The organism is Peteryoungia aggregata LMG 23059 (assembly GCF_030814435.1).
In the GTDB taxonomy this organism is placed as follows: domain Bacteria; phylum Pseudomonadota; class Alphaproteobacteria; order Rhizobiales; family Rhizobiaceae; genus Allorhizobium; species Allorhizobium aggregatum.
Map to the genome: position 1 here is coordinate 58,399 of NZ_JAUSUW010000010.1, position 24,425 is coordinate 82,823.

At 60.8% G+C, this 24,425-nt stretch carries 37 protein-coding genes and 3 pseudogenes; 25 read left to right on the forward strand and 15 right to left on the reverse strand.

Annotated elements, in window-relative coordinates:
* Positions 1–4: 4 nt before the first annotated feature.
* Positions 5–454: a hypothetical protein gene (locus J2045_RS16765; RefSeq protein ID WP_307374818.1), complete on the forward strand. Its 450-nt coding sequence runs from the start codon at positions 5–7 to the stop codon at positions 452–454.
* Between the two features lie 153 nt (positions 455–607).
* Here the strand turns inward: J2045_RS16765 and J2045_RS16770 are convergent, their stop codons facing one another.
* The 14 genes and pseudogenes from J2045_RS16770 to J2045_RS16830 form a co-directional block, all read right to left on the reverse strand.
* Positions 608–1,363 (reverse strand): hypothetical protein, encoded by a 756-nt coding sequence (locus tag J2045_RS16770; RefSeq protein WP_307374820.1) that lies wholly within the window; start codon positions 1,361–1,363, stop codon positions 608–610.
* A gap of 2 nt (positions 1,364–1,365) precedes the next feature.
* Positions 1,366–1,605 (reverse strand): hypothetical protein, encoded by a 240-nt coding sequence (locus J2045_RS16775; RefSeq protein WP_307374822.1) that lies wholly within the window; start codon positions 1,603–1,605, stop codon positions 1,366–1,368.
* A gap of 64 nt (positions 1,606–1,669) precedes the next feature.
* Positions 1,670–1,993, reverse strand: a complete 324-nt coding sequence (locus tag J2045_RS16780; protein WP_307374824.1) for a hypothetical protein — start codon at positions 1,991–1,993, stop codon at positions 1,670–1,672.
* A 2-nt stretch (positions 1,994–1,995) separates the two neighbouring features.
* Positions 1,996–3,399, reverse strand: coding sequence for a replicative DNA helicase (locus tag J2045_RS16785; RefSeq protein ID WP_307374825.1), 1,404 nt, complete (start codon positions 3,397–3,399; stop codon positions 1,996–1,998).
* Between the two features lie 20 nt (positions 3,400–3,419).
* Positions 3,420–3,752 carry a toprim domain-containing protein gene (locus tag J2045_RS23195; RefSeq protein WP_442417751.1) on the reverse strand — a complete coding sequence of 111 codons (333 nt, stop codon included), beginning with the start codon at positions 3,750–3,752 and terminating at the stop codon, positions 3,420–3,422.
* Positions 3,753–3,800: 48 nt separating this feature from the next.
* Positions 3,801–4,097: pseudogene (locus J2045_RS23200) on the reverse strand (DUF7146 domain-containing protein); the annotation flags it as partial.
* 90 nt (positions 4,098–4,187) lie between these two features.
* A pseudogene (locus J2045_RS16795) lies at positions 4,188–4,529 on the reverse strand (CHC2 zinc finger domain-containing protein); the annotation flags it as partial.
* Complete coding sequence (locus J2045_RS16800) at positions 4,529–5,110, reverse strand: hypothetical protein (protein ID WP_307374826.1); 582 nt, start codon at positions 5,108–5,110, stop codon at positions 4,529–4,531. The gene J2045_RS16800 and the pseudogene J2045_RS16795, both read right to left, overlap by 1 nt.
* Entirely contained in the window at positions 5,110–5,763 is a 654-nt protein-coding gene (locus J2045_RS16805; RefSeq protein WP_307374827.1) for a hypothetical protein, read from the reverse strand. The genes J2045_RS16800 and J2045_RS16805 overlap by 1 nt, the downstream gene beginning before the upstream one ends.
* On the reverse strand, positions 5,760–6,329 hold the full coding sequence (locus J2045_RS16810) for an MT-A70 family methyltransferase (protein ID WP_307374828.1): 570 nt from the start codon (positions 6,327–6,329) through the stop codon (positions 5,760–5,762). Before J2045_RS16810 ends, J2045_RS16805 begins: the two co-directional genes overlap by 4 nt.
* On the reverse strand, positions 6,326–6,559 hold the full coding sequence (locus tag J2045_RS16815; RefSeq protein ID WP_370873154.1) for an HNH endonuclease: 234 nt from the start codon (positions 6,557–6,559) through the stop codon (positions 6,326–6,328). Before J2045_RS16815 ends, J2045_RS16810 begins: the two co-directional genes overlap by 4 nt.
* Before the next feature lie 144 nt (positions 6,560–6,703).
* A complete protein-coding gene (locus tag J2045_RS16820) occupies positions 6,704–7,192 on the reverse strand; it encodes a hypothetical protein (protein WP_307374830.1) in 489 nt (162 codons plus the stop codon).
* A 20-nt stretch (positions 7,193–7,212) separates the two neighbouring features.
* On the reverse strand, positions 7,213–7,566 hold the full coding sequence (locus J2045_RS16825; RefSeq protein WP_307374832.1) for a hypothetical protein: 354 nt from the start codon (positions 7,564–7,566) through the stop codon (positions 7,213–7,215).
* A 2-nt stretch (positions 7,567–7,568) separates the two neighbouring features.
* Positions 7,569–7,940 (reverse strand): hypothetical protein, encoded by a 372-nt coding sequence (locus tag J2045_RS16830; RefSeq protein WP_307374834.1) that lies wholly within the window; start codon positions 7,938–7,940, stop codon positions 7,569–7,571.
* Between the two features lie 131 nt (positions 7,941–8,071).
* Here J2045_RS16830 and J2045_RS16835 point away from each other — a divergent pair, with 131 nt between their 5' ends.
* The 22 genes from J2045_RS16835 to J2045_RS16940 all read left to right on the forward strand — a co-directional run bounded on the left by J2045_RS16835 (position 8,072) and on the right by J2045_RS16940 (position 20,575).
* Positions 8,072–8,773 (forward strand): helix-turn-helix domain-containing protein, encoded by a 702-nt coding sequence (locus J2045_RS16835; RefSeq protein ID WP_307374835.1) that lies wholly within the window; start codon positions 8,072–8,074, stop codon positions 8,771–8,773.
* A 564-nt stretch (positions 8,774–9,337) separates the two neighbouring features.
* Positions 9,338–10,591 (forward strand): AAA family ATPase, encoded by a 1,254-nt coding sequence (locus J2045_RS16840; RefSeq protein ID WP_307374837.1) that lies wholly within the window; start codon positions 9,338–9,340, stop codon positions 10,589–10,591.
* The gene (locus tag J2045_RS16845) at positions 10,588–11,142 is read left to right on the forward strand and encodes a hypothetical protein (protein WP_307374839.1); all 555 of its coding nucleotides are present in this window, start codon (positions 10,588–10,590) and stop codon (positions 11,140–11,142) included. The genes J2045_RS16840 and J2045_RS16845 overlap by 4 nt, the downstream gene beginning before the upstream one ends.
* Positions 11,139–11,447 (forward strand): hypothetical protein, encoded by a 309-nt coding sequence (locus J2045_RS16850; RefSeq protein ID WP_307374841.1) that lies wholly within the window; start codon positions 11,139–11,141, stop codon positions 11,445–11,447. Before J2045_RS16845 ends, J2045_RS16850 begins: the two co-directional genes overlap by 4 nt.
* Complete coding sequence (locus tag J2045_RS16855; RefSeq protein WP_307374843.1) at positions 11,444–11,770, forward strand: hypothetical protein; 327 nt, start codon at positions 11,444–11,446, stop codon at positions 11,768–11,770. Before J2045_RS16850 ends, J2045_RS16855 begins: the two co-directional genes overlap by 4 nt.
* On the forward strand, positions 11,770–12,906 hold the full coding sequence (locus J2045_RS16860) for an SAP domain-containing protein (protein WP_307374845.1): 1,137 nt from the start codon (positions 11,770–11,772) through the stop codon (positions 12,904–12,906). The genes J2045_RS16855 and J2045_RS16860 overlap by 1 nt, the downstream gene beginning before the upstream one ends.
* Positions 12,884–14,047 carry a recombinase RecT gene (locus J2045_RS16865; protein WP_307374847.1) on the forward strand — a complete coding sequence of 388 codons (1,164 nt, stop codon included), beginning with the start codon at positions 12,884–12,886 and terminating at the stop codon, positions 14,045–14,047. Before J2045_RS16860 ends, J2045_RS16865 begins: the two co-directional genes overlap by 23 nt.
* 28 nt (positions 14,048–14,075) lie before the next feature.
* Positions 14,076–14,966: a prohibitin family protein gene (locus J2045_RS16870; protein ID WP_307374848.1), complete on the forward strand. Its 891-nt coding sequence runs from the start codon at positions 14,076–14,078 to the stop codon at positions 14,964–14,966.
* A 67-nt stretch (positions 14,967–15,033) separates the two neighbouring features.
* Positions 15,034–15,351: a hypothetical protein gene (locus J2045_RS16875; RefSeq protein ID WP_307374850.1), complete on the forward strand. Its 318-nt coding sequence runs from the start codon at positions 15,034–15,036 to the stop codon at positions 15,349–15,351.
* On the forward strand, positions 15,348–15,512 hold the full coding sequence (locus tag J2045_RS16880) for a hypothetical protein (RefSeq protein WP_307374852.1): 165 nt from the start codon (positions 15,348–15,350) through the stop codon (positions 15,510–15,512). The genes J2045_RS16875 and J2045_RS16880 overlap by 4 nt, the downstream gene beginning before the upstream one ends.
* Positions 15,513–15,603: 91 nt before the next feature.
* A complete protein-coding gene (locus tag J2045_RS16885) occupies positions 15,604–16,326 on the forward strand; it encodes an exonuclease domain-containing protein (protein WP_307374853.1) in 723 nt (240 codons plus the stop codon).
* Positions 16,327–16,449: 123 nt separating this feature from the next.
* Positions 16,450–16,641, forward strand: coding sequence for a hypothetical protein (locus J2045_RS16890; protein ID WP_307374855.1), 192 nt, complete (start codon positions 16,450–16,452; stop codon positions 16,639–16,641).
* On the forward strand, positions 16,625–17,074 hold the full coding sequence (locus tag J2045_RS16895; protein WP_307374858.1) for a hypothetical protein: 450 nt from the start codon (positions 16,625–16,627) through the stop codon (positions 17,072–17,074). The genes J2045_RS16890 and J2045_RS16895 overlap by 17 nt, the downstream gene beginning before the upstream one ends.
* Positions 17,055–17,432, forward strand: a complete 378-nt coding sequence (locus J2045_RS16900) for a hypothetical protein (protein WP_307374860.1) — start codon at positions 17,055–17,057, stop codon at positions 17,430–17,432. Before J2045_RS16895 ends, J2045_RS16900 begins: the two co-directional genes overlap by 20 nt.
* Positions 17,429–17,902 (forward strand): hypothetical protein, encoded by a 474-nt coding sequence (locus J2045_RS16905; protein ID WP_307374862.1) that lies wholly within the window; start codon positions 17,429–17,431, stop codon positions 17,900–17,902. Before J2045_RS16900 ends, J2045_RS16905 begins: the two co-directional genes overlap by 4 nt.
* A complete protein-coding gene (locus J2045_RS16910; protein WP_307374864.1) occupies positions 17,899–18,348 on the forward strand; it encodes a hypothetical protein in 450 nt (149 codons plus the stop codon). The genes J2045_RS16905 and J2045_RS16910 overlap by 4 nt, the downstream gene beginning before the upstream one ends.
* A gap of 181 nt (positions 18,349–18,529) precedes the next feature.
* Positions 18,530–18,973 carry a hypothetical protein gene (locus tag J2045_RS16915; protein ID WP_307374866.1) on the forward strand — a complete coding sequence of 148 codons (444 nt, stop codon included), beginning with the start codon at positions 18,530–18,532 and terminating at the stop codon, positions 18,971–18,973.
* On the forward strand, positions 18,970–19,305 hold the full coding sequence (locus J2045_RS16920) for a hypothetical protein (RefSeq protein ID WP_307374868.1): 336 nt from the start codon (positions 18,970–18,972) through the stop codon (positions 19,303–19,305). The genes J2045_RS16915 and J2045_RS16920 overlap by 4 nt, the downstream gene beginning before the upstream one ends.
* A complete protein-coding gene (locus J2045_RS16925; RefSeq protein ID WP_307374870.1) occupies positions 19,302–19,550 on the forward strand; it encodes a hypothetical protein in 249 nt (82 codons plus the stop codon). The genes J2045_RS16920 and J2045_RS16925 overlap by 4 nt, the downstream gene beginning before the upstream one ends.
* Entirely contained in the window at positions 19,547–19,822 is a 276-nt protein-coding gene (locus J2045_RS16930) for a pyocin activator PrtN family protein (RefSeq protein ID WP_307374872.1), read from the forward strand. Before J2045_RS16925 ends, J2045_RS16930 begins: the two co-directional genes overlap by 4 nt.
* Before the next feature lie 265 nt (positions 19,823–20,087).
* Positions 20,088–20,285: a hypothetical protein gene (locus J2045_RS16935; RefSeq protein WP_307374874.1), complete on the forward strand. Its 198-nt coding sequence runs from the start codon at positions 20,088–20,090 to the stop codon at positions 20,283–20,285.
* Between the two features lie 5 nt (positions 20,286–20,290).
* Positions 20,291–20,575: a hypothetical protein gene (locus tag J2045_RS16940; RefSeq protein WP_307374876.1), complete on the forward strand. Its 285-nt coding sequence runs from the start codon at positions 20,291–20,293 to the stop codon at positions 20,573–20,575.
* 507 nt (positions 20,576–21,082) lie between these two features.
* On the opposite strand, the pseudogene J2045_RS16945 reads toward J2045_RS16940, so the two are convergent.
* Positions 21,083–21,429: pseudogene (locus J2045_RS16945) on the reverse strand (chromosome partitioning protein ParB); the annotation flags it as partial.
* Positions 21,430–21,772: 343 nt separating this feature from the next.
* Here J2045_RS16945 and J2045_RS16950 point away from each other — a divergent pair.
* Positions 21,773–23,755, forward strand: coding sequence for a polysaccharide lyase family 7 protein (locus J2045_RS16950; RefSeq protein WP_307374878.1), 1,983 nt, complete (start codon positions 21,773–21,775; stop codon positions 23,753–23,755).
* A gap of 181 nt (positions 23,756–23,936) precedes the next feature.
* Positions 23,937–24,239 carry a hypothetical protein gene (locus J2045_RS16955; protein ID WP_307374880.1) on the forward strand — a complete coding sequence of 101 codons (303 nt, stop codon included), beginning with the start codon at positions 23,937–23,939 and terminating at the stop codon, positions 24,237–24,239.
* Positions 24,240–24,425: the final 186 nt, after the last annotated feature.

A 24,425-nucleotide genomic window follows, 5' to 3' on the forward strand; every position in this document is an offset into this window, starting at 1 on the left:
TACCGTGGAACACAAACCCTCTTCCCGACCGATCGCTAACCCGATCCCTACTCATGGCGGCTTCCAGGCGCAGTTCTCACTACCCGGCCTTGTCCCTGCCCTCGTTCGAGAAGGCGGCAAGCCGCAGGTATTCCCGACTGAACACGAAGCTGAGTATGCTGCGCTCAAAGCGCTCTTCCGCCTGCATGAAAGCAGGACACGGGACACGAGGAAGGCCGGCGGGTATCGCCGACTGACCGGCGCCGAGCTGGCATTGCTGATCGACGAAGCAAACCTGACCGTCACCTACTTCGCCGAGATCGCGGGCGTTCCCCAACACCGCGTCATGAAGTGGATCGACGGCGAGCAGGACATCCCGCACTCCATCCACATCCTCATCAAGATGATCGCGGCCAACGAGCCGAACTTTAAAATGGCAGAGCGGATCACCGAGGATTACCGAGAGGAACCATGATCTCTACGAATGACTTCCGCACATGGATAGCCCGCATGGGCTTCAACGAAAAAAAGCAGCTCTCCGTCGCTGGAGGGCTGCTTGATATGAAGAGGTTTACCGCTTCCGAAACCGCGAACGGACGCCGGGAACTTACCCAGGTGGAGCGCCTGGCTATGAGCGCAATTCGAGCGGGCCTGCATCCCTGGACACCAGCCTACGACGCTTCATTAGTGGCGGCATCCGCGGGCACCCCCTCGGCCACCGTGAAATCAGATCTTCCGGCGGAAGGTACCCAAGGATAACGGCGGCATTGTCGAGGGCGAAATGCAGCGCCTCAATGGTGCCGCTCCGCTCCGCCGCCTGCCTCGGGGTGAGCTTCTTCACCCCGACCCTGATATCCATCCAGTCGTCACTCCAGACGACCAGCTCGATCACCGTCCACAACCACGGCTTTTCGAGAGACTTCTTCAAGAGATCCATCAGCTTCATGCAGTCGAGCTGATAGCCCCTGATGTCGCCGGCAGAGGTGCTCGCCCCGCCCCCTCCGGCGCCCTCCAGTGAGGGAGAGCGCAGCACCTTGACCTGCGCCCCATCGATGAGCTCGCGGATCTTGAGCGCCGTGTGGAAGCGCACCCCTGCCATGCCCTCCTCGTCCCGGCTCGAGTCCATCTCGCCTTTAGCGACGAGGTATTCGACCGGGCTCGAGTTGGCATCCACCATGGCGATACCTCGAGTCCCCATAAAGAACGTGATGTCGCGGGCCTCCGCTTGATTCATCACCGTCTCGATCTGCCGATACATGGTGTTCCGCGCGATCTCCTGCTTTGGCTCTCGCCCGTAGAAGGCGACCAGCGGCAGGACACCCCGCCGCTCATCGTCCAGCTTGCGACCTTTGAGCCGATCGCGAAGGCTTTGTCCCGTTGCCATTGTCAGCCCCTCTTAACCTGGCTGCCCCGAAGGGCGATGATCTTGTGCGGCACCCTGTCCAGGACGCCGCCGTCTATCGGCTTCCCATCGTCCCCTATCCGGATCAGCAGCAGCTCATCGAGCGCCGCCTGTCTCTCCGCCGTGGTCATGCTCGACCTGTTCGGATAGGGGGAACGATTGACGATTCCCGAGATCTGTTTCTTCCGCTTGCCTGTCACCTCGGCGATGCTGATCTCCGACATGCCGATGACCCACAGAACCCACACCACATAATTGGTCCGATCGCTGTGCCGAACCAAGCGTTTCTCAAGATTTGGGGCCACGGGCTTTGCCCCTCTTGTAGACGACGCTGATCACTCTGGTCTTGGCCCGCTGCGGGGCCACCTTGAACATGGCGTTGACCTCGGCTGCCGTCCTGCCTGCCACCTCGCCGTCGCGCACATAGTTGCCGCGCATGTAGCTGAGAAGCTGCTCAGTGAGCGCCTCGTAGGCCGCGCCCTTGGTCGGGAAGAACCTCGGGTTGCCACCCTTCCCCTTGATGGGGGTGGCCTCTGCCTCGTGAGCGAGCCGCAGCATGGCGAGATACTGTCCGCCCGGTACCGGATGGGGGAATGCCTGGATGTCGTTCATGGTCAGACCCCGTGATCCAGATCAGGCATCTCATCGAATGCCATGGTTGCCTGATAGCCGCCGATGTCGGCGTAGCGGGTGGTTGCCCCATCCCAGTGGAACACGCGCCTGTCGCGCGGCGTCCCAAAGCGGTCCTTCAATTTATACACTTCGATTCTCCCCTCGTGCATTCGGAGTTGTGCTTGGTGGTCTTCCTTCGCCTTCGCTTGGTTGGTGCGGGGCGGGTTCTTTTTCAGCCATTCGTGGCGGTTGAAATTCGCGAGCATCAGGTCGGCGTGTTCTTCGAGAGAGCCGCCATAGAAGTCTTCCATCTCCGGCTCCGGCGTCTCCTTCTGACGGGCTGCCTTGGTGAACTGGCAGAGCGCGATGACGACGCACCCGAGATCCTTGGCCAGCGACTTGAGGTCTCGAGCGTTCTCATAGGCGCGCTCGACTGGGTCCATGCGGTTCTTGGTGTGGCGCTCGATGAGCTTGAGGTGGTCGACGGCCAGCATGCGGAGGCCGAACTTCCGCTTGTGCGCATAGGCGCGGCTGCGGATCTGGTTGATATCCATCTTCGACGGGGCAACGATGCGCAGCTTGCGATCGGAGAACTTTGCCTGCGCTGCGATGAGGGCCTCGAACTGCTCGTCTCTGAGCCCGCGCATGATGTCCCTGGACTTGACCCCTGTGTCCCCCGCCACTGAGCGCGCGACCAGCGAGGTGTTTTCCATTTCGAGTTCGAAGAGGGTGGAAGGGTCGGCGGTGCTGGTGAAGAGGAGCTGCTGCATGGCGAAGGCGGTCTTGCCGGAGCCCGGGCCCCCACCCCAGAGGACGAGCGACCCCGGCGGGAAGAACCCGATCATCTCCTCCAGCCCCCGCAGGCAGGGTGCCAGGGCGATTCCCTTGCCCGCGCTATTCGATGCCGTGTGAACGATCTGAGCCAGCGTTGAGGACACCGTGCTCTCGTGCTCGATCTTCGCCTCGCGCGAGATGTCGGCCAGTCTCTCGGATGCGCGATCGACAATCTGGTCAGCGTCGGCTTTGGGATTGTTGGCGGTCTTGATCATGTTCTCCGCCAGCGCAATCACCCGGCGGCGCGTGGCTGCAGAGCGCAGCTCGAACGCATAGTCCCGAAGCGGGAGGTTCTCCTCGCGCGCTGCCACATGCAGCAGCATCGAGAGGTAGGCCTCCGGGTCTTTCCCCTCAGAGAGAGAACCGATTCTGCCGGCGACGATGTGCGGGCGGATGGCGCGAGCGTCCTGGGCCAGCTCGTTGATCACGACGTAGATCTTCTGGTGATCCTCGGACGCGAAGAGATCCATGTTGAGGATGTCGATCACATCCCAGAAGGAGTCCTCGTTGAACAGGATCGCGCCTAGGACGATCTTCTCGATCTCGATGTTCTTGGTGATGTCGATGGTCATGTGTCAGCCTGTCTGTGTTCTTATTCGCCGTATCGTCTCTGCATCAGGCGTTGGTGCCTCACCTTCGCTTGGTAGACGTCGAGCCAGTCGTCCGGCTCTGGTGATGGGAAAATGACGGTCTCAATTCCCTGCCTCTGCGCCCGCTCCCTGAGCGAGTTCGCCGCCCTGATCCCCGGTGGGTCTTCCACCTCCCCGGTTCTCCGGTTGAGGCGGTGTCGATCGCCATCCGCGTAGATCTCGAGCCGCTTGACCCCCGGCGGGATGTCGAGGCCGACCATCCCTGACGTCGACAGGGTGGCCCACACAGAGAAGGTGTTGCGGGTGAGCCTCTGGACTGCCAGCGCAGTCTCCATCCCCTCTGCAAGGCGCAGGGTGGGCGCTGCAGGGCCGAACCGAACGGCAGCCCCGGACGCATTCCCGAAGCCGAGCTTGATTTTCTTCCCGTCCTCGTCGACCAGTGCCTTGCCGTCAGGTCCGAGGAAGATCCGCCAGATGGCGACCAGCTCGCGCCGCACATTCTGGACCCCACCGATGAGGGCCGGGTGGCGCCCGCCCTTGAACGGCAGGGATGGGTGGAAGCGCAGGCTTGGAGGCCATTCGCCCAGACCGGGCAGCTCCGGCATCAGCTCGAGGTCGCGCCCGACGAGGTAGCCCTCGCCCAGTGTGCCGGCGATCGGTGTGGCCGAGGCCCAGACGCCCTTGACCGTGTCGTCCTTCCATTTGTTTTCCCGGGCCTGCTCGCGCTCCCGCTTGGCTTTGCTCGCCTCCCTCGCCCGCTCCCTCTTGAGGCGCTCCTCGCGCTCCGCCTGGGTTTCGATTCCGCCGCCCGGCAAGGCGATGCCCGCCATGTTGGCGATGACTTCGACGGCGCGCGGGAAGGACAGGCCGTCGAGCTGATGCAGGAACTTGAAGTGATCGCCTGACGCACCGCAGCCGAAGCAATGGTACCGGCCTTTCTTGTCCTCGCAGTGGAAGGAGGGTTTCTTCTCCCCGTGGATCGGGCAGCATGCCCAATAGTCACCCTTGGCTGGTCTGGTCTTGGCGCGATCCCAGGTGACGCGCTTGCCGACAACTTCTGAGATCGGTACCCGCTCGCGGATCTCGTCGAGGAACTGCTCTGTGAAGCGCATTAGAACAGGCTTTCCTGCTGGTATGCCCGACCGCGATCGAAGGCATAGCCCGGCTCGTGAACGATGCGGGTGTAGTCGAGAATGCAGAGGGCCTCGGCCTCGTCCGCTGAGCCGTAGCTCCAGCCTCGAGCGTCGCAATATTCCTTCGCCCGCTCCTTGAACCACTTGGACCGCTCAACCTGACTGGCACCCTTCATGCTGTCCGGGGTGCGCGTCTTGGTGTGGGTCTTCGCGCGCCAAGACTGGATGGCCACAAAGTCAGGCTGCCGCAGCGCCATGATATGGCAGAGGGTCTGAGCGTGGGTCGGCCAGCCCGACGAGAACATGACCTGCTCGGCGTCAATCCGGTCGTCATCGCCATGGGTGACGATCGTCATCAGCTCGATGCAGACCAGCGGGTCCGGCATGCTTTCCAAGGTGCGCCGCATGAACTGGGTGAATGTGAAATAGGCCTCGCCTGGGGTCTCCTGGTTGAACCTCCAGGTTCCGTGCTTGAGCTTCTCTCCGCCTGCGAGGCACGAAGCCCAGCCCATATTTCTGCCGGGGTCGAGGACGAGGTAACTGCCGGGTGCGCGTGCCATTAAGCTCTCCGGTATTTGGCTGGTGCGTTGGACATGAAGGTTGCGATCGAGAAGCCGAGAGGCGTCCGGCTCCGCAGATCCCCGCGGAATGCGCCCTCCCCCATCTTCGCGATGCGATCGTCTGGCTTGACGTCAGCCAGATGCGCGGCCGGTCTCTTCGCCGGCATGACAAACCCGCCGCCGGTCCAGAGGCAGGTCTCTTTGGTGTAGTGGTCTTCCTCGTGCCAGCCGGCATACTCCCACGGGTGGAAGCGGTGATCCGGTGCGCCGACATGAGGGATGGTGCTGAGCACCCCCTTGGGGTTCTCGATCAGGTACGGTGCGCCTGACCACTCGCAGGCGTGACGGCAGATCTCGAAGATCTCCAGCGCGTCCCGCAGCAGGGCCGTGCCCTTGCGCTTGAAATGAAGAGCGCCGCTCGAGGCGACGTCAGTGCAGGGCGGGAAGGCTGCAACGAACAGGATCTCGACCCCTGCCGGCGGCGTCCAGGAGCGCACGTCGCCCCAGACTTTCTCCACCCCAGCATGGTACCGGCGCGCGGTCGCGCTGTTCTGCAGGTCGACACAGATGCAGCGGATACCGGCCTCGGCCCACGGCTGGGCCATGATCCCGCTGGCGTCGCAAAGGAAGATGGCGACAGGCTCGCGCTTCATGCCGCGGCCTCGTCGAACTTCTGAGCCTCGTTGCCGAAGCCGTACCAGCCCGGACGGGTCTGACGGGAGAAGATGTCGCAGCGACGGGCATGGGGCATGACCCGATCGCACAGATGATAGAACTCTTCCGGCTTGCGGGAGTGCTCTCGGGCCACCCCGTCGAAGACCCCCGGCGGTACCCAATCTTGCTTCGGGTTGCCGAGGGTCGCGACGATGACCAGCTCGCCCATGGTCCTGGCCCGGTACCCGGTACCCATCCGGACCTTTCCATTGCGAGTGGTCTTCCGCCAGACGAGGAAGGTCTTGTAGGTGAAGCCCCAGTTCTCGACGCACTGGATGGCGAACGGCAGCTTCGGAGCGATGGTCCAGCAGTAGAGCAGGGTGTTCATCGATGCGAGCTGGCCGACCGGCATGGCGAGGATGTCCTCGTCCTTCATCAGGTCGTACTGGGCGAGCGCCGATTTCTTGGCGCCCTCCTCACTGTAAAGGTCGAAGCCCCACGGCGGGTCGATCACAATCAGCTCGTGATACAGCGGTCGCAGCGGGTCGAAAAACCAAGTCGTCACTTCTTGCCCCTAACCCTCATCATGATCCTGCGCTCCAGCTCGATGAGCGCGAGGTTCAACTTCCATTTCACCCAGATGAGCCGGAACTTGATCGGCTCGCCCGGCCTGGGGGCATGGATCATTCGGACGAACCGCTTCACATCCATGTCGCCCTTGGTCTCGTTGCATTCGGCGCAGGCAGCGACCGTGTTTTCCTTCTGGTTGCTGCCGCCCTTGGCCCTCGGGATCACATGGTCCCGAGTGGCCTACTTGAGGGAGAGAGGCTCGAGGCAGTATTTGCACCGCCCACCCTGCGCCCGTAGGGCTGCCTCTCTCTCGGCCCGTTCGAAGGCCCGCTCCAGTCGGAGGCGCTGGTAATCGCGCCGCCTCATGGATCAGTTGCCCGGGCCTTCCGTGGCGATCGCCGCCTTGAGATCCTGGTTGATGAAGGCGTAGCCATCGTTGTTGCCACGCTGCCAGGCATCGTAGCCCTCGGAGCCGGCGGCATAGGGGTTGAGGTTTGCTTTGCGCAGCATCCCGGCGAGGCGCCCCTCTTCATAGGCACGGTCGGCTTCGGTGGCGCCGTCGCCATTGATGAGGCTCATCTGCCGTCCGATGCGGTGGCCGAAGAGTTTCGCGATGCGGATCTTCCTCTCGAAGTCGGCGATGACCTGCCCGACGTCCTTCTCCTCGAGGGACATCGCGAACTCGATGTCCTTCTTGGACCAGCCGAGATCCTTGAGGCGCTTGTAGATGGCGTTCATCCCACCCTTCGTGCCGGCCATCTCGGACTGAGCCTTCTTGATGTCGGCGTAGCCCTTGAGGAACTGCTGGTCCTCGTAGTTCTCCTGCTGGGTCTTCTCGTTATGCGTACTCGTCATCATGTTGCCCCTCCTGGGTGCGGTTAGAGGCCGAGGCGATTGCGCGCTTCGGCGATGGCGAGCCCTCCTTTGAGGAGCTCGAAATACTCGGGCTGGAGATGCGCGGGGATGGAAAAGCCGCGGCGGATGTCCTGCTGGTGAGACACCTGGGACTTGCGAACGTCGTCGACGCGACGTTCCCGTTGCTGGCCCCTGAGGTTCTTGTGAACGCGCTTGGCAAAGGCCGGCGGGATGCCAAGGTCGGACATCCGCTTTTGGACCGCGCTGCCACTCACGCCCAATTCAACGGCGATCTTGCGCATGGTGAGGCCGGAGGCATTCAGCCCGCGAAGCTTGCGATCGAGCTCCGAAGTCCAGTTCCACTTGTGAGCGCCCATGATCAGGCGCCCTCGACTGCGTATTCCCCGACCGGCTGCCCGGCCTCCGCCTCCGCGAGCGTGGCGTCATCAGGGATGATGATGCAGTGCTGGATTGCAGTCAGCGCGATCAAGATCACGTCGGGGCCGGTGTTGGACCGCTCCGGCGCGTTCTCCAGGCGGAAGATGGCCGTCTGGCTAACCCCCATCCGACGACCAAACGCCGTCTGAGTTTCGCCGAGGCAGGCGCGAACATGTCGGACCTGTCGCCCCGTAAGCGAGACGGCGAGCCCGTCAATTGGCAGCTGCAATTCAGAGAGCATGCCCTTAACTCGCTGCAGGATAGGGGTGAGGCCTTCGATCTCTTGATTCTCTTGGGTTGTGTCGTTCTTCATGGTTCCTCTCAGGAATGCGGAATGTATCGTTTCAGAACGCACTACATCTACGTTACGCATCGCTCAACGTCAACAAAAATGCACAACGAATAGCAACAACAGGGTATAAATGCAGAGTAAGGAGTCACCCTATGAAACAAGCCAAACCAGCAGACCGCCTTAGAGAGGCGAGGAAATCCGCGGGCTTTGCCAGCGCAGCCGAGGCCGCGCGCCGCATCGGCGTGAGCCCAATAACCTATACGGCTCATGAGAATGGCACCCGCGAGTACGACCGCGAGGCCTGCCTCAATTACGCGCGCCGGTTCCATGTCAGCCCAGCCTGGCTGATGTTCGGCGCGGACGCTTCCGGCCCGGCCCCCACCGAAGAGAATAACATTCCGCTCGTGGACTTTACGCCGGGTGTCGCAGACCGCACGCCGCGAATGCTCAATGAGTATGCTGTTCTCGACAGCAACATGATCGCTGACTTCACCGTCGACACGCTGCGACTGCCGTCCGCGTTCCTCGATCGGCAGATCTATTCGAAGCCGACATCCCTATTCGCAATGGAGTGGAAGCCCAGTTCCCGCGAATCATCGCGCGGTTCGGAATTTCGTGCCGGCGAAATCCTGCTGGTCAGATCGCAGAACCACGGCCCTCCGCGAGGAGAACGCTACCTGGTTGCAGACGGCATTTTTCCGGATGTGTTCGCTATTGAGTTGCACTCAAGGACGGATGAGGGCGCTTTTGTCGTGCGCGCTTTTTCCTCAACCGGGGGTGATAAGGAAATAATCAAACCGCTCAGTGAGATTAAGATCTTGGGACAGGTGGTAGCCACCATCAAACCCCTCTGAGACCTTACTAAGTCTAAGTTATATTTATTCCTTTTAACCCTTTATGACTGTTGGAAAGCCCGGAGCCCGAACATAGGAGGACTAAGCCCCGTGCTCAGAGAGCATCCGGAGTTAGCCCCTATGCCGAATGACATGACTGCCGGAGCCGCCCATCACCCATCCTCGACAGTCGAAATCAGCGCTGTCGATTGTCCACACTTTTTCGTCGCCCCTGATAAGGCCACGGCAGGCACCCCTTTGGACTTACGGAGTGGGGCTTCTATTTGCCTGCGCCCAGTGGTATAGAAAAACTCGTGTCAGACGAGAGAGAGCGCCACTGTCTTCAACCGACCGCTCTCTTTGTTGAGGCCCCGCTTTAAGCCAGCGGGGCCTTTTTTTTATTCCCACATCGATACGTCTTGTGTCAATCGCTTCGTTGCGCATTTTTTGCGTTGACTTTTTTGCATTCGCAGCGAATATACACCCCGATCCGCATTGACGGGAACGCACGCCCAAAAGCGATGCCGAACGTAGTGACGGACATTCACGGCGCATCGATGTGATGCGCACACCAGGGGATAGACCATGCGAATTTTGTCGCTGAAAGCAGAGCAAATCAAAAGACTTGAAGCCGTTCACATCAAGCCGGATGGGAGCCTCATCGAGATCACCGGCCGCAATGCCCAGGGGAAGACCTCGGTCCTCGATAGCATCTGGATGGCTCTTGGTGGCGACAAGGCCATCCCGGAGAAACCCATCCGCGACGGCGCTGACAAGGGCGTCATCGAAGTCGACCTCGGCGCATACAAGGTGACCCGCACCTTCAAGGCCAAGGAAGACGGCAGCTTCACCAAGGCTGTCACGATCACCACTGCCGACGGCATCAAGGCCAGCAACCCGACCGAGATCCTCAAGGGCATCGTGGGCGAGCTGACCTTCGATCCCCTCGCCTTCGCCCACATGAAGGCAGACGCACAGGTCAAGGCGCTCCGCTCCCTCGTCCCGGGCTTCGACTTCGCCGCCAATGACAAGGCTATCAAGGACGCCTTCGAAGCGCGCACTGCCGTCAACCGCCGCGTCGGCGAACTGGAGGTGCAGGTATCTGCGATCGAGGTTCCCGAAGACGCGCCGCTTGAGGCCGTCTCGTTCTCGGACCTGACCGACGAACTGCAGGCTGCCCTTGACCACAACTCCAGCGTCGACCGCATGGAGCGCCAGGTGCAGCAGCATGAGGCGTCGATCACCGCCACCGAGGACACGGTCAACCAGCTCAAGCTCCGCCTCAAGGAGGCCGAGCTGCGACTCGAGGAGCTGCGCGACGTCGAACTCGGCGAGATCCCCGAGCGCAAGGACATCGACGCCATCCGCGAACGCATCGGCGACGTCGAGCGACTGAACGCCCTCTATGCCAAGCGCGCCCGCAAGGAGCAGCTGCAGACCGAGCTGGACCAGAAGACCGCCGAGTCCGAGGCGCTGACCCAAAAGGTGGACGATGGTCGCAAGGCCGCAGCCGACGCCGTCAGGGCCGCACAGCTGCCCGTGGACGGGCTTGAGCTGACCGAGGACTCGATCCTCCTCAATGGTCAGCCGTTCTCGCAGGCGAGCGACGCTGAGCAGCTGCGGGCCTCTGTCGCCATTGCCGGCGCTATGAACCCCAAGCTTCGCGTGATGCTGGTTCGGGACGGGTCTCTTCTGGACCGCGACTCCATGGCTCTTCTCGCCGGTTACGCCGAGCTGCATGATCTCCAGGTCTGGTGCGAGGTTGTGGAGTCCGGCCGTCCCGGCGCGATCGTCATCGAGGACGGCCACATCGTCGAGCGCGCGGAGGCTGCCGAATGACCGCCTTCCGAAACCTCACCGGCCAGCGCTTTGGTCGCCTGATCGCCGTTTCCCATCGGGTGAAAGCTGGCCCCACGCAGGCCTATACCATGTGGATGTGCGACTGCGACTGCGGCGCGCAGAAGGAAATCCGCGCAAGCTCCCTCCATTCAGGCGACACCACTTCCTGCGGGTGCCTGCAGAAGGAAGGCGTTGCCGAGCGAAGCGCCAAGCATGGTGCCGCCCCTCGCGGGGAGCACTGGCCAGAGTATGCCGTCCATCGGTCGATGCTCCAGCGCTGCTTCAACCCCAACAGAGAGAACTACCCGTCCTACGGTGGGCGCGGCATCACGGTCTGCGATCGCTGGCGCTTTGGCCAGGACGGCAAGACCGGCTTCGAGTGCTTCATGGAGGATGTCGGTCGGCGCCCGTCGCCGGACCTCTCGATCGAGCGGGATGACAACGACGGACACTATGAGCCCGGCAATTGCCGCTGGGCCACGGCCAAGGAGCAAGCGAACAACCGCCGGTCTCGGATCGCTGCCATCGCCGATAAAGGAGTAGCAGCATGACCCTGCTCACCGCAAAGGAAGCGCTTGAGATCTCGCGCAAGAACGACCCCGAACAGACCCTCCGCAACATCCTCGAGCTGGTGAAGCTCGCCGCAGCAAAAGGCGAGTACAGCATCAAGGTTCGCGAGTGGGGCTTTGGCTCCGCCGCATACTACTGCCCCCCGCAGGAGTGGCCGACCATCGGCAAGACGGTCATCGGCCAGCTGCGCGAGATTGGCTACTCCGCCGATATCGGCAGCGAGGAACGTCAGTTCGTCGCCGTCTGGCTCGAGGTCTCCTGGGGAGACAAGGCAGGTGCCGCATGACCCGGCTCTTCCGCAAAGGCGACGTCATCAGCCTCACCGGCGTCATCGAGACGGACCAGCGCACGCCCTCTGGCCACGAGGCCGGCCCGCTGATGACCCATGTCAGGGTCGATGGCCATCACAGCCCGTTCTACGTCGAGGCGGATCTGGTCACGCTCCTCGTCCCTCACTTCAACCCGAACGATAAGGTGGTGAGCACGGAGTTCGTAGGCACCGGGACCGTGCGCGCGATCTTCGGGCCGAAGGCATGGGTCGAGATTGACGGCAGGATGCAGACCCTCATGGCGGCAGACCTGCGCCTCGAGTCGGAGGGCAAGAACTGATGTCGCTCGTCTACGATATGTTCAAGCAAACCGACGGCACCTATCAGCTGCCCGACGGCGTCTACATCGAGCTGCCGGAGGATATCTATCACTCCGACACGGCACTCGGCTCCACCTCGATCAAGCAACTGGCGAAGAACCCGCCCAAGTGGCAGTACGACCGGCTCCGCCCCCGCAAGGAGGTCACGCCCGAGCACTTCATCTGGGGCCGCGCCTTCCACTGCCGGATCCTGGAGGGCAAGGAAGAGTTCGAGCGTCGCTATGCCAAGCCGCCGGTACCGGGTGACTACCCGAAGGCGCTCAACACGACCGACCAGATCAAGGACTTCTTGAAGGAGAACGGGCAGAAGCTCACCGGCAACAAGGGCGAGCTGATCGCCCGCGCCCGGGATGTCGACGGCTGCCCGCCCTTCTTCGACGACATCCTGCGCGACTGGTATGCCGAGCATCAGGGCCACGAGGATCTGACCGATCGCCAGATGCAGGAAATTGAGGACGCGGTGACCATCATGGCCCGCGACCCCATCCTCTCCAGCGTCATGCAGGCTGGCACCCTGATGTCGGGTGCGTCCGAGCTGTCGATCTTCTCGACGGATGAGAACGGCATCCGCCGCAAGGGCCGCATCGACTACGCCCTGCCCCCGGCCGGCAGCCGCACGAAGTCCCTGTCGATCGACCTGAAACATTTCACGACGTTTCGGGAGGGCGACAACGAGGCGGCTGCCACGCACAAGATCTATGGCGAATGCTACGACGTCCAGGGCGCCTACTACCTGGACCAGATCAAGTCCGCCCGCCAGCTCGCGGACGCCGGCTGCATCTATGGCGGCGACGACGCTGCCATCGAGACGGTCAAGGCCTTCCTCGAGGCCCAGGACATGGACTGGGTCTGGATCTTCATCCGCCGCGACGCCGGCATGATCCCCGTAATCATCTCGGTCGATACCCTCGACCCGATGTTCGACCACGGTCGCACGATCGTGGTCGATGCCTTGGACCGCTATCGCGAGTTCGTCTCGCGGTGCGGCCCCACTGAATTGTGGTCGGACCCACCCAAGGTGCCCCTCCGCCTCAATCAGTCTGCCTTGCCATCCTACAACCGAGGAGTTCTCTGTGAGCAACCAGCTAACCGTTAACGCCGCCACGATGTTCGAGCAGTTCCGACCGGACCTGCTCCCCATCATGGCCGAGACTGGGCAGTCCTTCGACCGCCTCAAGTCGACCTTCTCCATCGCGGTTCAGCAGAACCCGGACATCCTCAAATGCACACCGGAATCGCTGCGCCGCGAGATCTCCAAGTGCGCCGTTGACGGCCTTGTGCCGGACAGCAAGGAAGCCGTGCTCCTGCCGTACCTCGACAACAAGTCGAAGGAATACATCGCGAACTACCAGCCGATGGTCTACGGCATCATCAAGCGGATGAAGGAACTGGGCGGCGTCTTCCAGATCGTCTGCAACCTCGTCTACAAGACCGACCTCTTCTCCATGAACGAGGCCGACCCGGACAGCCTCGCGCACAAGCAGGCCGACCCCTTCGGTACCGATCGCGGTGACGTCGTCGGCGGCTACGTCATCTTCCGCGACGAGCACAAGCGCCTGATGCACTTCGAGAAGATGTCCCGCGAGGACTTCGACCGGGTGCGCGCAGCCTCCAAGGCCCCGGACAGCCCCGCCTGGAAGCATTGGTTCGAGGAGATGTGCAAGAAAGCCGTGCTCCGGCGCGGTGCGAAATACATCTCGATCAACAACGACAAGATCCGCGCGCTGATCGAGCGCCAGGACACCATGTTCGACTTCCAGGAGAAGCCGAAGGCCGAGCGCGTAGACCCGTTCTCTGGCGCGACGATCGACGGGACGGTGGTTGATGCCGCCCCGGCCTCGCGAACGCAGCAGGCGGGCTCCGGTGCCTCGGAGAAGACCGCTCCTGCCAAGAAGGAACTGGCGGAGAAGCCGCCGGAGTTCCCCTCAGACCTCGACCTTCTCCCCGGCGACATCGACTCCCTCAAGGAGGCAACCGAGAAGGTTCTCAAGATCGCCCTCGACAAGAAGCTCGACGCTCCTGGTCGCCGTGGCGTCCTCAAGGGAATGCCGGAAACCTGGAAGCCTGTGCTTCCGGAATACCTGCATCCCTTGTTGAAAACGATGATCGACGTGACCGACTGGGCAATCCTTCGGGATGCTGCAGGCCTGCCGTGGGCAGGTGAACACGCGATGTTCGTTCACAAGATGAAAGAGCTGCTCGGTGTCGAGAAGCTCAACATCGGCAAGTACCCCTGAAACCAACCCTCCAACTATGGAACCTAACATGCGCATTCTTTCTATCCTCGCAGGCCCGTTCTTGACCGTGACCGGTGTCGCCCTCGTCGTCCTCTGGTGGTTCGGCACCTACACGATTGACGAAGGCGAGCGCGGCGTCCTGCTCTACAACGGTGCAGTCGTCGGCGTGGCCGAGCCCGGCCGCGGCTTCCAGAACCCGTTCTTCGGGGCCGTCCGCCGCATCTCGCTGCAGGATGTTACCCGCCGCTACGAGAAGGTTCCCGTCTACTCGCGAGACCAGCAGACAGCGGAACTGACCATATCGGTCACATACGTGGTCCCGGCCGGGGGCGTCACCGACCTCTATTCGACTTACAAGTCAGTCGAGAACATGGAGGCCCGCCTCATCGACCGTAACATCAGCGAGCCTGCCGAGATCGTCTTCGGCCAGTTCAATGCCATCGCTGCCGTGCAAGAACGCGCCCGCCTCTCCGCCGAGGTTTCGGCAGCGATCACCAAGGCCATCAAGGGACCGGTCAACATCAAGTCGGTCCAGGTCGAGAACATCGATTTCTCGGCGACCTATGAGACGTCGATCGAGCAGCGTATGCAGGCCGAGGTGGAGGTGCAGAGGCTCCAGCAGAACGCCGCGCGTGAAAAGGTGCAAGCCGAAATCACCGTGACCAAAGCCAAGGCAGATGCCGACAGCGCGAAAGCCAAGGCAGATGCGGAATCCTATGCAACCTTGGTCAACGCCCAGGCGCAGGCCAAGGCCGTTGGGCTCGCCGGCCAGGCGGAAGCCGATGCCATGGCGGCGAAAGGTAAGGCCCTGCGCGAAAACGCCGGACTTATCGAGCTGACCACCGTCCAGCGTTGGAACGGCCAGTTGCCGGCCACCATGGTCCCCAACGCGACGCTCCCCTTCCTGCCCATCAAGTGATTAACCCGGGGCGCCCTCACCGGGGCGCTCCACCCACCCGCCGCAATCATGCAGCCAAGGATACCCAATGACTTCGATAGTTCAGGAGATGCAGGAACTCCTCAATGACCTGCAAAAAGCCGAGCAGCGCGTCGAGATCCTCAAGAAGTTCGAGAGCGAAGGCGGACAATACCGGATGGGCATCACGATCGAGCACCCAGACTGGCACATCCGCGAGTCCGTTGAGGCCGCTTGGCACGAGTTCGTTTCCAAGCCCGCCGTCCTGCGCTGGCTGGTCGAACACGCCACCAATGCACTGGAAAAGCGCAAGGAGGAGTTCCTCGCCACCGCCATGTCCCACGGGATCTCGCAAGCGGCCCAGACCCAGCCGGAGCTACGCACATGATGGTGATGCTCGCAATCATTCTGCAGATCTTGGGCATGTGCCTCTTCGCCAAGAGCACCTGGGAGGAGACGCCGAGGCGGGGAGTGCCCTTGATGGTGGCAGCGATCATCGTCTACACCATAGGGGCAATGCTCATCTTCAAGGCAGGAGCCCCACCGTGAAAAAGATCTACCGCGTCGCAGACATCGGAATGAAAATCGCATTCGCAGTCATGGTCGTAATCGGCCTGCTGCTCATCAGGGACTTATCAGGATGAAACTCAGGGTCATTGACCTCGAAACCACCGACCGCGTCGAAGCAAAGGAAAGTGGTGAGCGGGTCGGAGTCGTCGAATACGGATACACCGACGTCACCGACCAGCTCGTAATTGGCGACACCCATGCCGCCTTCGTCAACCCGGGCTTCCCGATCCCTCCGCAGGGTCGGGCAGTCCACCACATCAGCGACGCCGACGTTGCCACTGGTGTGAACTACATGCAGGCATGCCAGGCCCTCATGAAGGGTATGGAGACCGGGGACGTCTTCGTCGCGCACAACGCCCCGTTCGAGCAGGCCTTCTTCGGTGGCGGCAACTTCCCCTGGATCTGCACCATGCGGTGCGCTCAGCACGTCTTCCCCGACGCTCCCGCCTACGGCAATCAGTTCCTCCGCTACTGGCTCGGCGTGGACGAGGAGATCGCCGAGCCGCACCGCGCCATGCCTCCGCACCGCGCCGGCCCCGACACCTACGTCACCTCCTACATCCTGACCCGATTGCTACTTGAGCGTTCACCGCAGGATCTCATTGCGCTGACGAAGGAGATGCCGCTGCTCAAGACCCTGACCTTCACCAAGGAACATAAGGGAAAGCTTTACAGCGACTTAGATGAGGGTTTGCTTGAATGGATACTTGGTAAAGACTTCGCTCCGGAAGTTCACCATACCTGCAGATATTGGCTCAGAATTAAACGCCAGAGTCGCAATGGCATATTCTAATGGGGATATTTGATCGCTAGACGGGAGATGCCACCGTGGCGATAGCAAGTGAGGTGCGCCGACCAGAAGACATCGAAGAGTTTTGGGGAAATCACTTTTCAAAGGGACTAGGGACAATTCAAAATGAAGACCAGCTACAAAAAGATCATCATGAAATTCGAAGATGATGACAATGCGACCCAGATCTATATCGCAGAGGACTGGGTCGATGCAGAGCGTATCCGAGGCGGCGATGACGAAGGGGTTATGTGCCTCTGCATCACCGACGAGGCTGGTGACAAAATCCTCGAGGCGCTGAATGGCGGACAAGCCTGACAGGCGGAAGGCTATCCCCCTTTCGGTCAAGCTCGAGGTTGCACTGCGCAAGCTCGGGCTGACCATCGAGCAGATCCACTGGGATCACTCGCCACCCTTAGCACTCCGCGAGTGGGATCCGGTCAAGCAAGACACAATCCCACCCGCGAACGACCCGAGGCATATCGAGCTCCTCCTCATCACCGACCACAAGACGAAGACATTCGGCAGAGGCGGAGAGAAGAGGATCACGACAGCCGGGTCCGACATCCACGCCATCGCAAAGGTCAGGCGCCTGACCAAGGCGCAGGAAGAGGCAAGGCGCAGAATGCTGGCGAAAACCGAGCCAGGCGAAAGCGAACCGGTGAACCCGCGCAAGAAAACGAAGTGGCCTAGCCGCCCGTTTCAGCAGCGCAAAAAGGAGACCAAGTCCAATGGGGACGATCACTCGTAAAATCTACAAGAACTCGGACGAGCACTACAAAGTTGGCGCTCCGCTCATGACCCCGCAGCAGGGGGTCACCTTCCCGTTCGACGGCCACAACTGGCGCTTTGGCCACACCGCGTTTGATGACCAGGGCGACTACTTCGTCATCTACCGACCCGACGGCGACGGCCTGCCGATCGCGGCCGACAACATGAGCCTCTTCGACGCCCTCCTCTGCAGCGCGCTGTCCGGCCTCTGCGCAAACCCTTCACTGCTTGATGAGATCCTCGATGATGGGCGCAAGGCGGAAGCCCCCGCCCTCCTCGCTGGGACTGCTCGCGACATAGCCATGGAAGCCTACGATCTGGCGAGGAGGACGCGATGAACTTGCCAAAAGCACAACCTGACAAGCCGGGTCCGTCGATCTCCGGCCAGTGGACCGAGGTTAGCCCGAACACCCTTTGCATGACGCAGCACATCGGCACACTGACGGTCGCCGAGGGCCGTGAGTGGGAGATATCTGTCTCGCTCAACGGGATGGTGGTCTTTGTCGAAACGGACCTGTCGTATTCAGCCGACGTGAGGCCCCACCACGGGGGCGCGACCGACAACAGGCGGTTCATGATGAATGCCCTGCCTCTTGTCAAAGAGCTTGCGGCTTGCCTTCTTTCCCCGCCAGAGGCCACCCCCGCACCCCAACCGAATGTGGCGGGCTATGGCCTATTTGATGAGATGGGCAAGATGCTCGCATGGACCGATGAGAAGGGCTTTGCGCAAGCGAAGTGGGATCCGGATCGCGTACGTCCTCTGTTTGCTGGCTCACCCGCACCCCAACCGAGGGAGGCAGGGGAATGACGAACCCGCGCCAGGAACCCACCACCCGCGTCAATGCCGGCGGCATCATTCACGAACTGGAACCCTTCCTCCTCCGGTACCGATCGAGGAAGCACGAGATTGAAGCACTGCAGAAGGAGGTGAGCCGTGGCCTGCGCTTTGGCTACCTCCACCCCGTTATGGGCTCGATCCGCTTCGCCGTGGATCTGGACAGGCTGGCTCGAGTCTCGGCCGACGGCCTCGTCTCCATGACGGTCGACGACGTGCGCAGATACACCGGCCTCACGCCCATGATGATCGACGACCTGATCCGAGACATGCGTCGTGGACTCGAGAAGACCGAGGCGAGACCCACCCCGCCGCCGCCGCAAAAAGACAACACGCCGATCATTGCCCGGTGGGCCGTTGTCGCCGTCTGCCTCGCCGTCTGGCTTGGGGTCAGCATCTACTTTGGGTTCAAGAGATGAGAGAGCTGTCCCCCGAAGAGAAGCTCGTGCTCTCGCACCTAGTCGGCGCGTGGAACGCTTTCGTCGCTCTCCCCATCCAACATGGGGACGACATATCCGAGTTCCGCCATGGCATCCATCGGCTGCAGGAAAAGGTCATGGCTCGCCCGGCTCGCAAGATGGATGGCGAAGGGAGGTTCGCATGAATTACTGCCCCCTCGGCCACGTCATGACCATCTCCGATGGGGCGAACTGCGGCTGCCATCCGGACGCCGCCTGTTCGATCCCGGTCTATTCCTGCCGGGACTGCGGCCACACCGACTACGGCGACAACGAACACGCCAAGCTGGTGAAGTATCTCTGCGCCGAGCATCGCGCCTGCAAAGCAAAGGCCCCTCCCATGGAGGGGCTTCTGCTCACCCGGGAGGAGTTCTTCGCCCTGCCGGAATACAGCGCCTCCTATCCGGACGGGGTCGCCGAGGGCAAGCGCTGGCGCCGGCACGACGGCATCCATGACCCGGCCTGCAAGGAGCCGAACTGGATCATCGGGGAGTATGTGAAGGCCCAGGAGGGCTGGATACGCCGCTGGTATATCCCGGCCTTGGTCCCCGACGACGTGATGAAGAACCTGCGGGAGGCGAAATGACAACGCGCTTTGATAACCTTCCCACCGACGAGCTGGTGGAGCTTGAGCGCCAGGCGCGGGATGATCGCAAGCTGCTCATGAGGCTCATCCAGCAGCGTTTCGAGGCGGAGTGCGGTCGCGAGATCGGCCGCATCTACCGCATCCACTCAGGGCGCTACGCTGGCAGGCGTATGCTTCTGCAATACATCGCCCTTGGCGGGGGCATCCCCATGATCCACACCCAGGAACCGGTCTACCCGGTTGCCCAAGGCCCGCTCGACAAGAGGGGCGGGTTCAACAATCGGCATCAGGAGACACGCCTGTCAAACCTCGCGCTGGAGCCGGAGCCATGAACATCGCCGCCTGGACAGAGTTCAAGCCCTGCGAATGCGGCGACGAGGGCTGCAACAAGCAGACAACCTACCTGATGCAGAACGGGGTCCAGCTCGGCGTCGTCGCCTTCTATGGCAACGCCTACTACTCCATGACCCAGATAACCCGCCTGGGTCCGAGCCTCTCCCTCGAGGCAGCCAAGGCCAAGGTCGAGAACCTCGCTGCCTACGAGGCCTACACCTACCCGACGATGGGGAACGCATGAACACCGCGTTCCTCCTCATGGCCCAGTATGACGGCAAGGCAATCATCCCGATTGAAGATGTCTGCCTCGACTACTTCAAGCACCTGACGCCGCAGAAGTTCATTCGGAAAGTCGACGCGGGGGAAATCGCGATCCCGCTCGTTCGGATCGAGCAAAGCCAGAAATCTGCGAAGGGAATACACCTGACGGATCTTGCGAATTACCTTGATCAGCGGCGCGATGAAGCGGTCAAGGAGTTCGAGAAGCTCCACCGGATTGGGCGGCGGGGGTGACAAGCCGGGGTGACATTGAAACTTTGAGCAACCAAGAAGCCCGGTTCTCCGGGCTTTTTCTTGTCTAATGCGTCCAGTCGATCATAGGTGCGACGGCGAAGACGGGAGCCTGGAAATAATTGGCATTTTTTTGTTTTACAGACACTTAAGGCGCTTTCTCCATCGTCTTGTTCACGCTCTTCCGGCGCTATTTCCGCCGATTTGGGTCCTAGACTTGGTACAATGTACCAACCAGCGTTTCTACTGTGCCAACGGAGGTACGGTTATGGGTGCGATCACCGCGTGCAAGCGGAAGGATGCCAGCGTCGTCTACCGGGCGCGAGTGCGGGTCATGCAGGATGGCGTGATTTATCACGAGACCGAGGCCTTTGACAGACCTCCTGCGGCGGCCGCCTGGATTTCAAAACGCGAACGGGAACTCTCAAAGCCTGGGGCAGTTGCAAAATTAAAAATGAGGCTCTGACGACATTGGCCAACGACATCGACCGCTACACCAAGGAGACTATCAAGGATACTGGTCGCAAAAAAGCGCAGGTCCTGACGGCGATCAAGAACTACGACTTGGCCAACATGCCCTGCTCATCGAGCATATCGAAAGACACAGTTGAATTTCTGCAATCACTGACGGCGAAACCACAGACCGTCGGAAACTACGCCAGTCATCTCGGGACGATCTTCGCAATCGCGCGGCCGATGTGGGGCTATCGACTCGACGAGCAGGAGATGGAGGACGCTGTCAATGTTTCCCGTTGAATAGGTATCATAGCCCGGTCAGTGCAACGCGATCGGAGACCCACCTTGGATGAACTCGTTCGTGTGATCAGACATTTCATTGAACGACGGAAGAAAGCCCCTGAACCGCAGCGGGTTTTCCGGAGGCCGTTTGGTTTAAGTTATGCAGCCATGGCTGGTTCGTCCAGCATGGCATAGGCATAATACTTCTCCTCGGCTTCTGCTGGTGGGATGTTGCCGATGGGTTCCAGAAGCCGTGAATGGTTGAACAGAGACGGAAAACTCTAATTACCGGCGGTCCAAGGTTTGGTCCCAGAGCAATCTGGGGAATTCTCGACACGCTTTTGGACGGAAACAGGGATCGACGTCCCTCGGCAAAAAAACGTTCCGAATGGTGCGACCTTATTGACTGGCTCGACTGAAGGCACAACGCGCTCCCCTCTGCCACGTTGTCCCATGCTCATCTTGGATCAGCCGCTATGCAACCGGCGCCGCGACCATCCGATATGCGTCCACGCGTCTTCGCTCGCCGGCGCGATCCTCAGCAAATAGGTCTCCGATGATAGAGCCGCCCGCTTCGGTATAGGCCTCCGCGCCGACGAACATGGCCTTGCGGTCGCTCGCCTGCACATGCGTGCGTGTGACGTCGCGGCGTATCGTCCACGGCTCAGGGTCATTACCAAGCCAAACATAGACCTGTTCCTGCCGCGCGTGATCGTCGGTGACGGCAAAGGCCATCAGCTGATCGAGCGTTAGATCGCTACCGCGATTTAGACCTGCATCAGCGTCGGGCTGACCGCGCCAAGACGCATCCGCTGCTTCACTACATGCGCCGTCACACCGAAGCGGGCTGCGAAAACGAGAGCAGGTAAGCCAGAATTAGGGATCGAGTGCCGCTAGGAGTGAAAGACCTGAAACCTCTCCACTCGGTAACGGCCACGGCATCGTTGTCTGCGGACAACCGGAAAGGCCCGCGATGCTGAGCATTTCGATGGAGCGAGCCCGGAAGGTGGCAAAACCCTCCTGCGTATCGTCGCGTCGGTGTGGAACCGAAAGCATCAGGTGGTGGGAATATTACATTTTCCAGTTGTATTTGGTTAAAAATGTATCGTTTTAGTCAATGACCCGGAAATATGTAGCACCTAGCATCCTCCTCAGGGCTTCCTGAAATTCAGTTGTCGCCCAGGAAGCGATGTATTCTGGCGGAGAGCACGAGCCATGACAGTTAATTCAGAGAATTTTGATTTAGCGCTTTGGAAACTTTGCCTTCCGATTGACCAAAATGGGACTACGGACGGTGTTGCTTACGAAATTCTAGAACTTGAAGGTTTTGAGCATACGTCATATTTCTACACCGGCGAAGATGGCGCGATGGTGTTTCACGCACCTACCGTGGGCGCCGTCAGCAAAGGCACCACCGCTGCTCGATCCGAGCTTCGGGAAATGGAGGCGGATGGTTCGCTCGCGGCCTGGTCGTTAAGCGAAGGCGGCACGATGACCGCGACACTGAAGATAGACGAAGCTCCACTCATGTCTGATGGCTCTGCAGGCCGGATCGTGATCGGCCAAATTCACGGCTCGGATGAAGAGTTGGTGCGTCTATACTGGGATGACGGCAAGGTCTATTTCAAAAGCGATATCGGCAACGACAGCAATGCATCCACCACGTACCAGCTGACGGACGACGATGGCACAACGCCGAACGTTTCCCTTGGCGAGCCTTTCTCATATCTGATCAAAGTAAAAGGCGACAAGGTCACCGTAGACGTCTATGCAGACGGCAAGACCTACACGGCAACCCTTGAGGTTGGGTCCGAATGGGCAAATGACCAGTTCTACTTCAAGGCCGGGGCTTATCTCGGTAGCAACGAGACCAATAGCACCGGCGCCGGCCAGGTCTCCTTCTATGGGCTCGATTTCGGCCATGGTTCCGACGCAGGACTGGACGGGCTGCTCGACGACATCACCGGCAATGCCCATGATAACTCCTATTCGGTCGATACGACGGGCACTTCCGGCGCCGATATTCTGAAGGGTGGCACCCGTGACGATGTCATTTACGGATATGGTGGGGCCGACAAGATCTGGGCGGGTGCCGGGGATGACAGGATCGTTGGAGGAACTGGAGCGGACACGCTGCGCGGGGAGGATGGTGACGACACGATTTGGGCAGGCGCTGGGAATGACAAGGTCGTCGGTGGTGCCGGCGCGGACACGATCACGGGTGATGACGGCCAGGACACCGTCTATGGTGGTGATGGGAACGATGTCATCAAAGGTGGAGACGGCGACGACATCTTGAAAGGAGAAGCGGGTGACGATGCCCTGAAAGGTGAAGCCGGCGACGACAAGATCTATGGCGGCGGCGGTGCGGATGATCTTCGAGGCGGCGACGGCAACGACCAAATCTCCGGTGAAGATGGAAATGACGCCCTCTACGGACAGGCCGGCGACGACAAGCTAAGCGGAAGCGCAGGTAACGATTATCTCAGCGGCGGCGACGGAACTGATGCCGTCTATGGCGGTGATGGAAACGACACCGCTTCCGGCGGAAACGGGGACGATACACTGAAGGGTGAGGCCGGAAACGACACACTCTCGGGCGATTCGGGAAAGGACAAGCTTTACGGCGGAGACGGAGCCGACTCCTTGAAGGGTGGAGATGACGACGATTTTCTCGATGGCGGCAATGGAATTGACCGACTCGACGGAGGTTCAGGCAACGATAGTCTCTACGGCTATGCCGAAGCTGACAGGCTGTATGGTCAGGACGGCAACGACAAGCTAGTGGGCGGCGACGGCGACGATACACTTTATGGCGGAGCTGGCGACGACTTCCTCTATGCCGATGCGGGTGCGGACAATCTCTATGGCGGAACCGGCACCGACACCTTCATATTCACTTCGCTCGATTCATCGACCTTGACCACGAGCGGTCGTGACGACATTTACGAATTCTCCCAGGATGAGGACGATCTCCTGAACTTGTCCGCACTCGATGCGAACAGCAAGACTGACGGCAACCAGACTTTCTCGTTCATCGGAACCCAGGGCTTCTCAGGTCGTGCGGGCGAACTTCGTTTCGTGAACAGTTCATCCGAAACATATGTGTATGGCGACACCGATGGCGATGGTTCCGCCGATTTTTCGTTCCATATCGACGGGGTGATCACCTTGGTCAACAGCGACTTCATCCTCTAGAGCGTTTCCGGCGATCACGGGATCACCGTCAATGCTCTATGCTTTTGCTTTTTATCGCATTGTCCCACGCCGAAGCGATCACGCTTCGGCTGGAAACGCTCTAGCACCCCGGCAGAACGTGACGGCAGCACGCCTCGCTTCGGACGCCTCGACAGGAGTGCGGTACGCCTGCGAGGGGAACGTGGGCAACCCCCTCTCCTCGATCTCGGCCCCGAAGGCTAAAACATCCGAGTTAAAGCGTCAGATCATGCAAGTAGACCAGCAGACCTTCGCGGCGGCATCCACGGAACTGCGAGACGTCGCAAACGAGCTTGCAACCCTGGTGGTGGACGAAGCCTCAGCGCGCGAACGATTGAAGCGGACCGATGTTCGGGCGTCTGATACCGAGATCGTGCATCTGCTGTCGGTGCATACGATCGGCGGAGTTATCCCCTGCCGAGACTCTCATGGAAATTGTACCGAGCAGTGGCGTGCTTCAAGTTGAGGCACGAATCTGCCGAAGGACATCGACCAGGGACGGGTGGGCCAGACAGCCCCCTCCAGCTCGCGGCATTCAACCGAAACACCACGCCCCAAATCGATGGATCCATCCTCAGGCTGTCGGCGGATCTCGAAACGGACCCGGCAACGGGGCCTCCTTCGACCGCGCAGCAATCTCGATTCCGAAAGA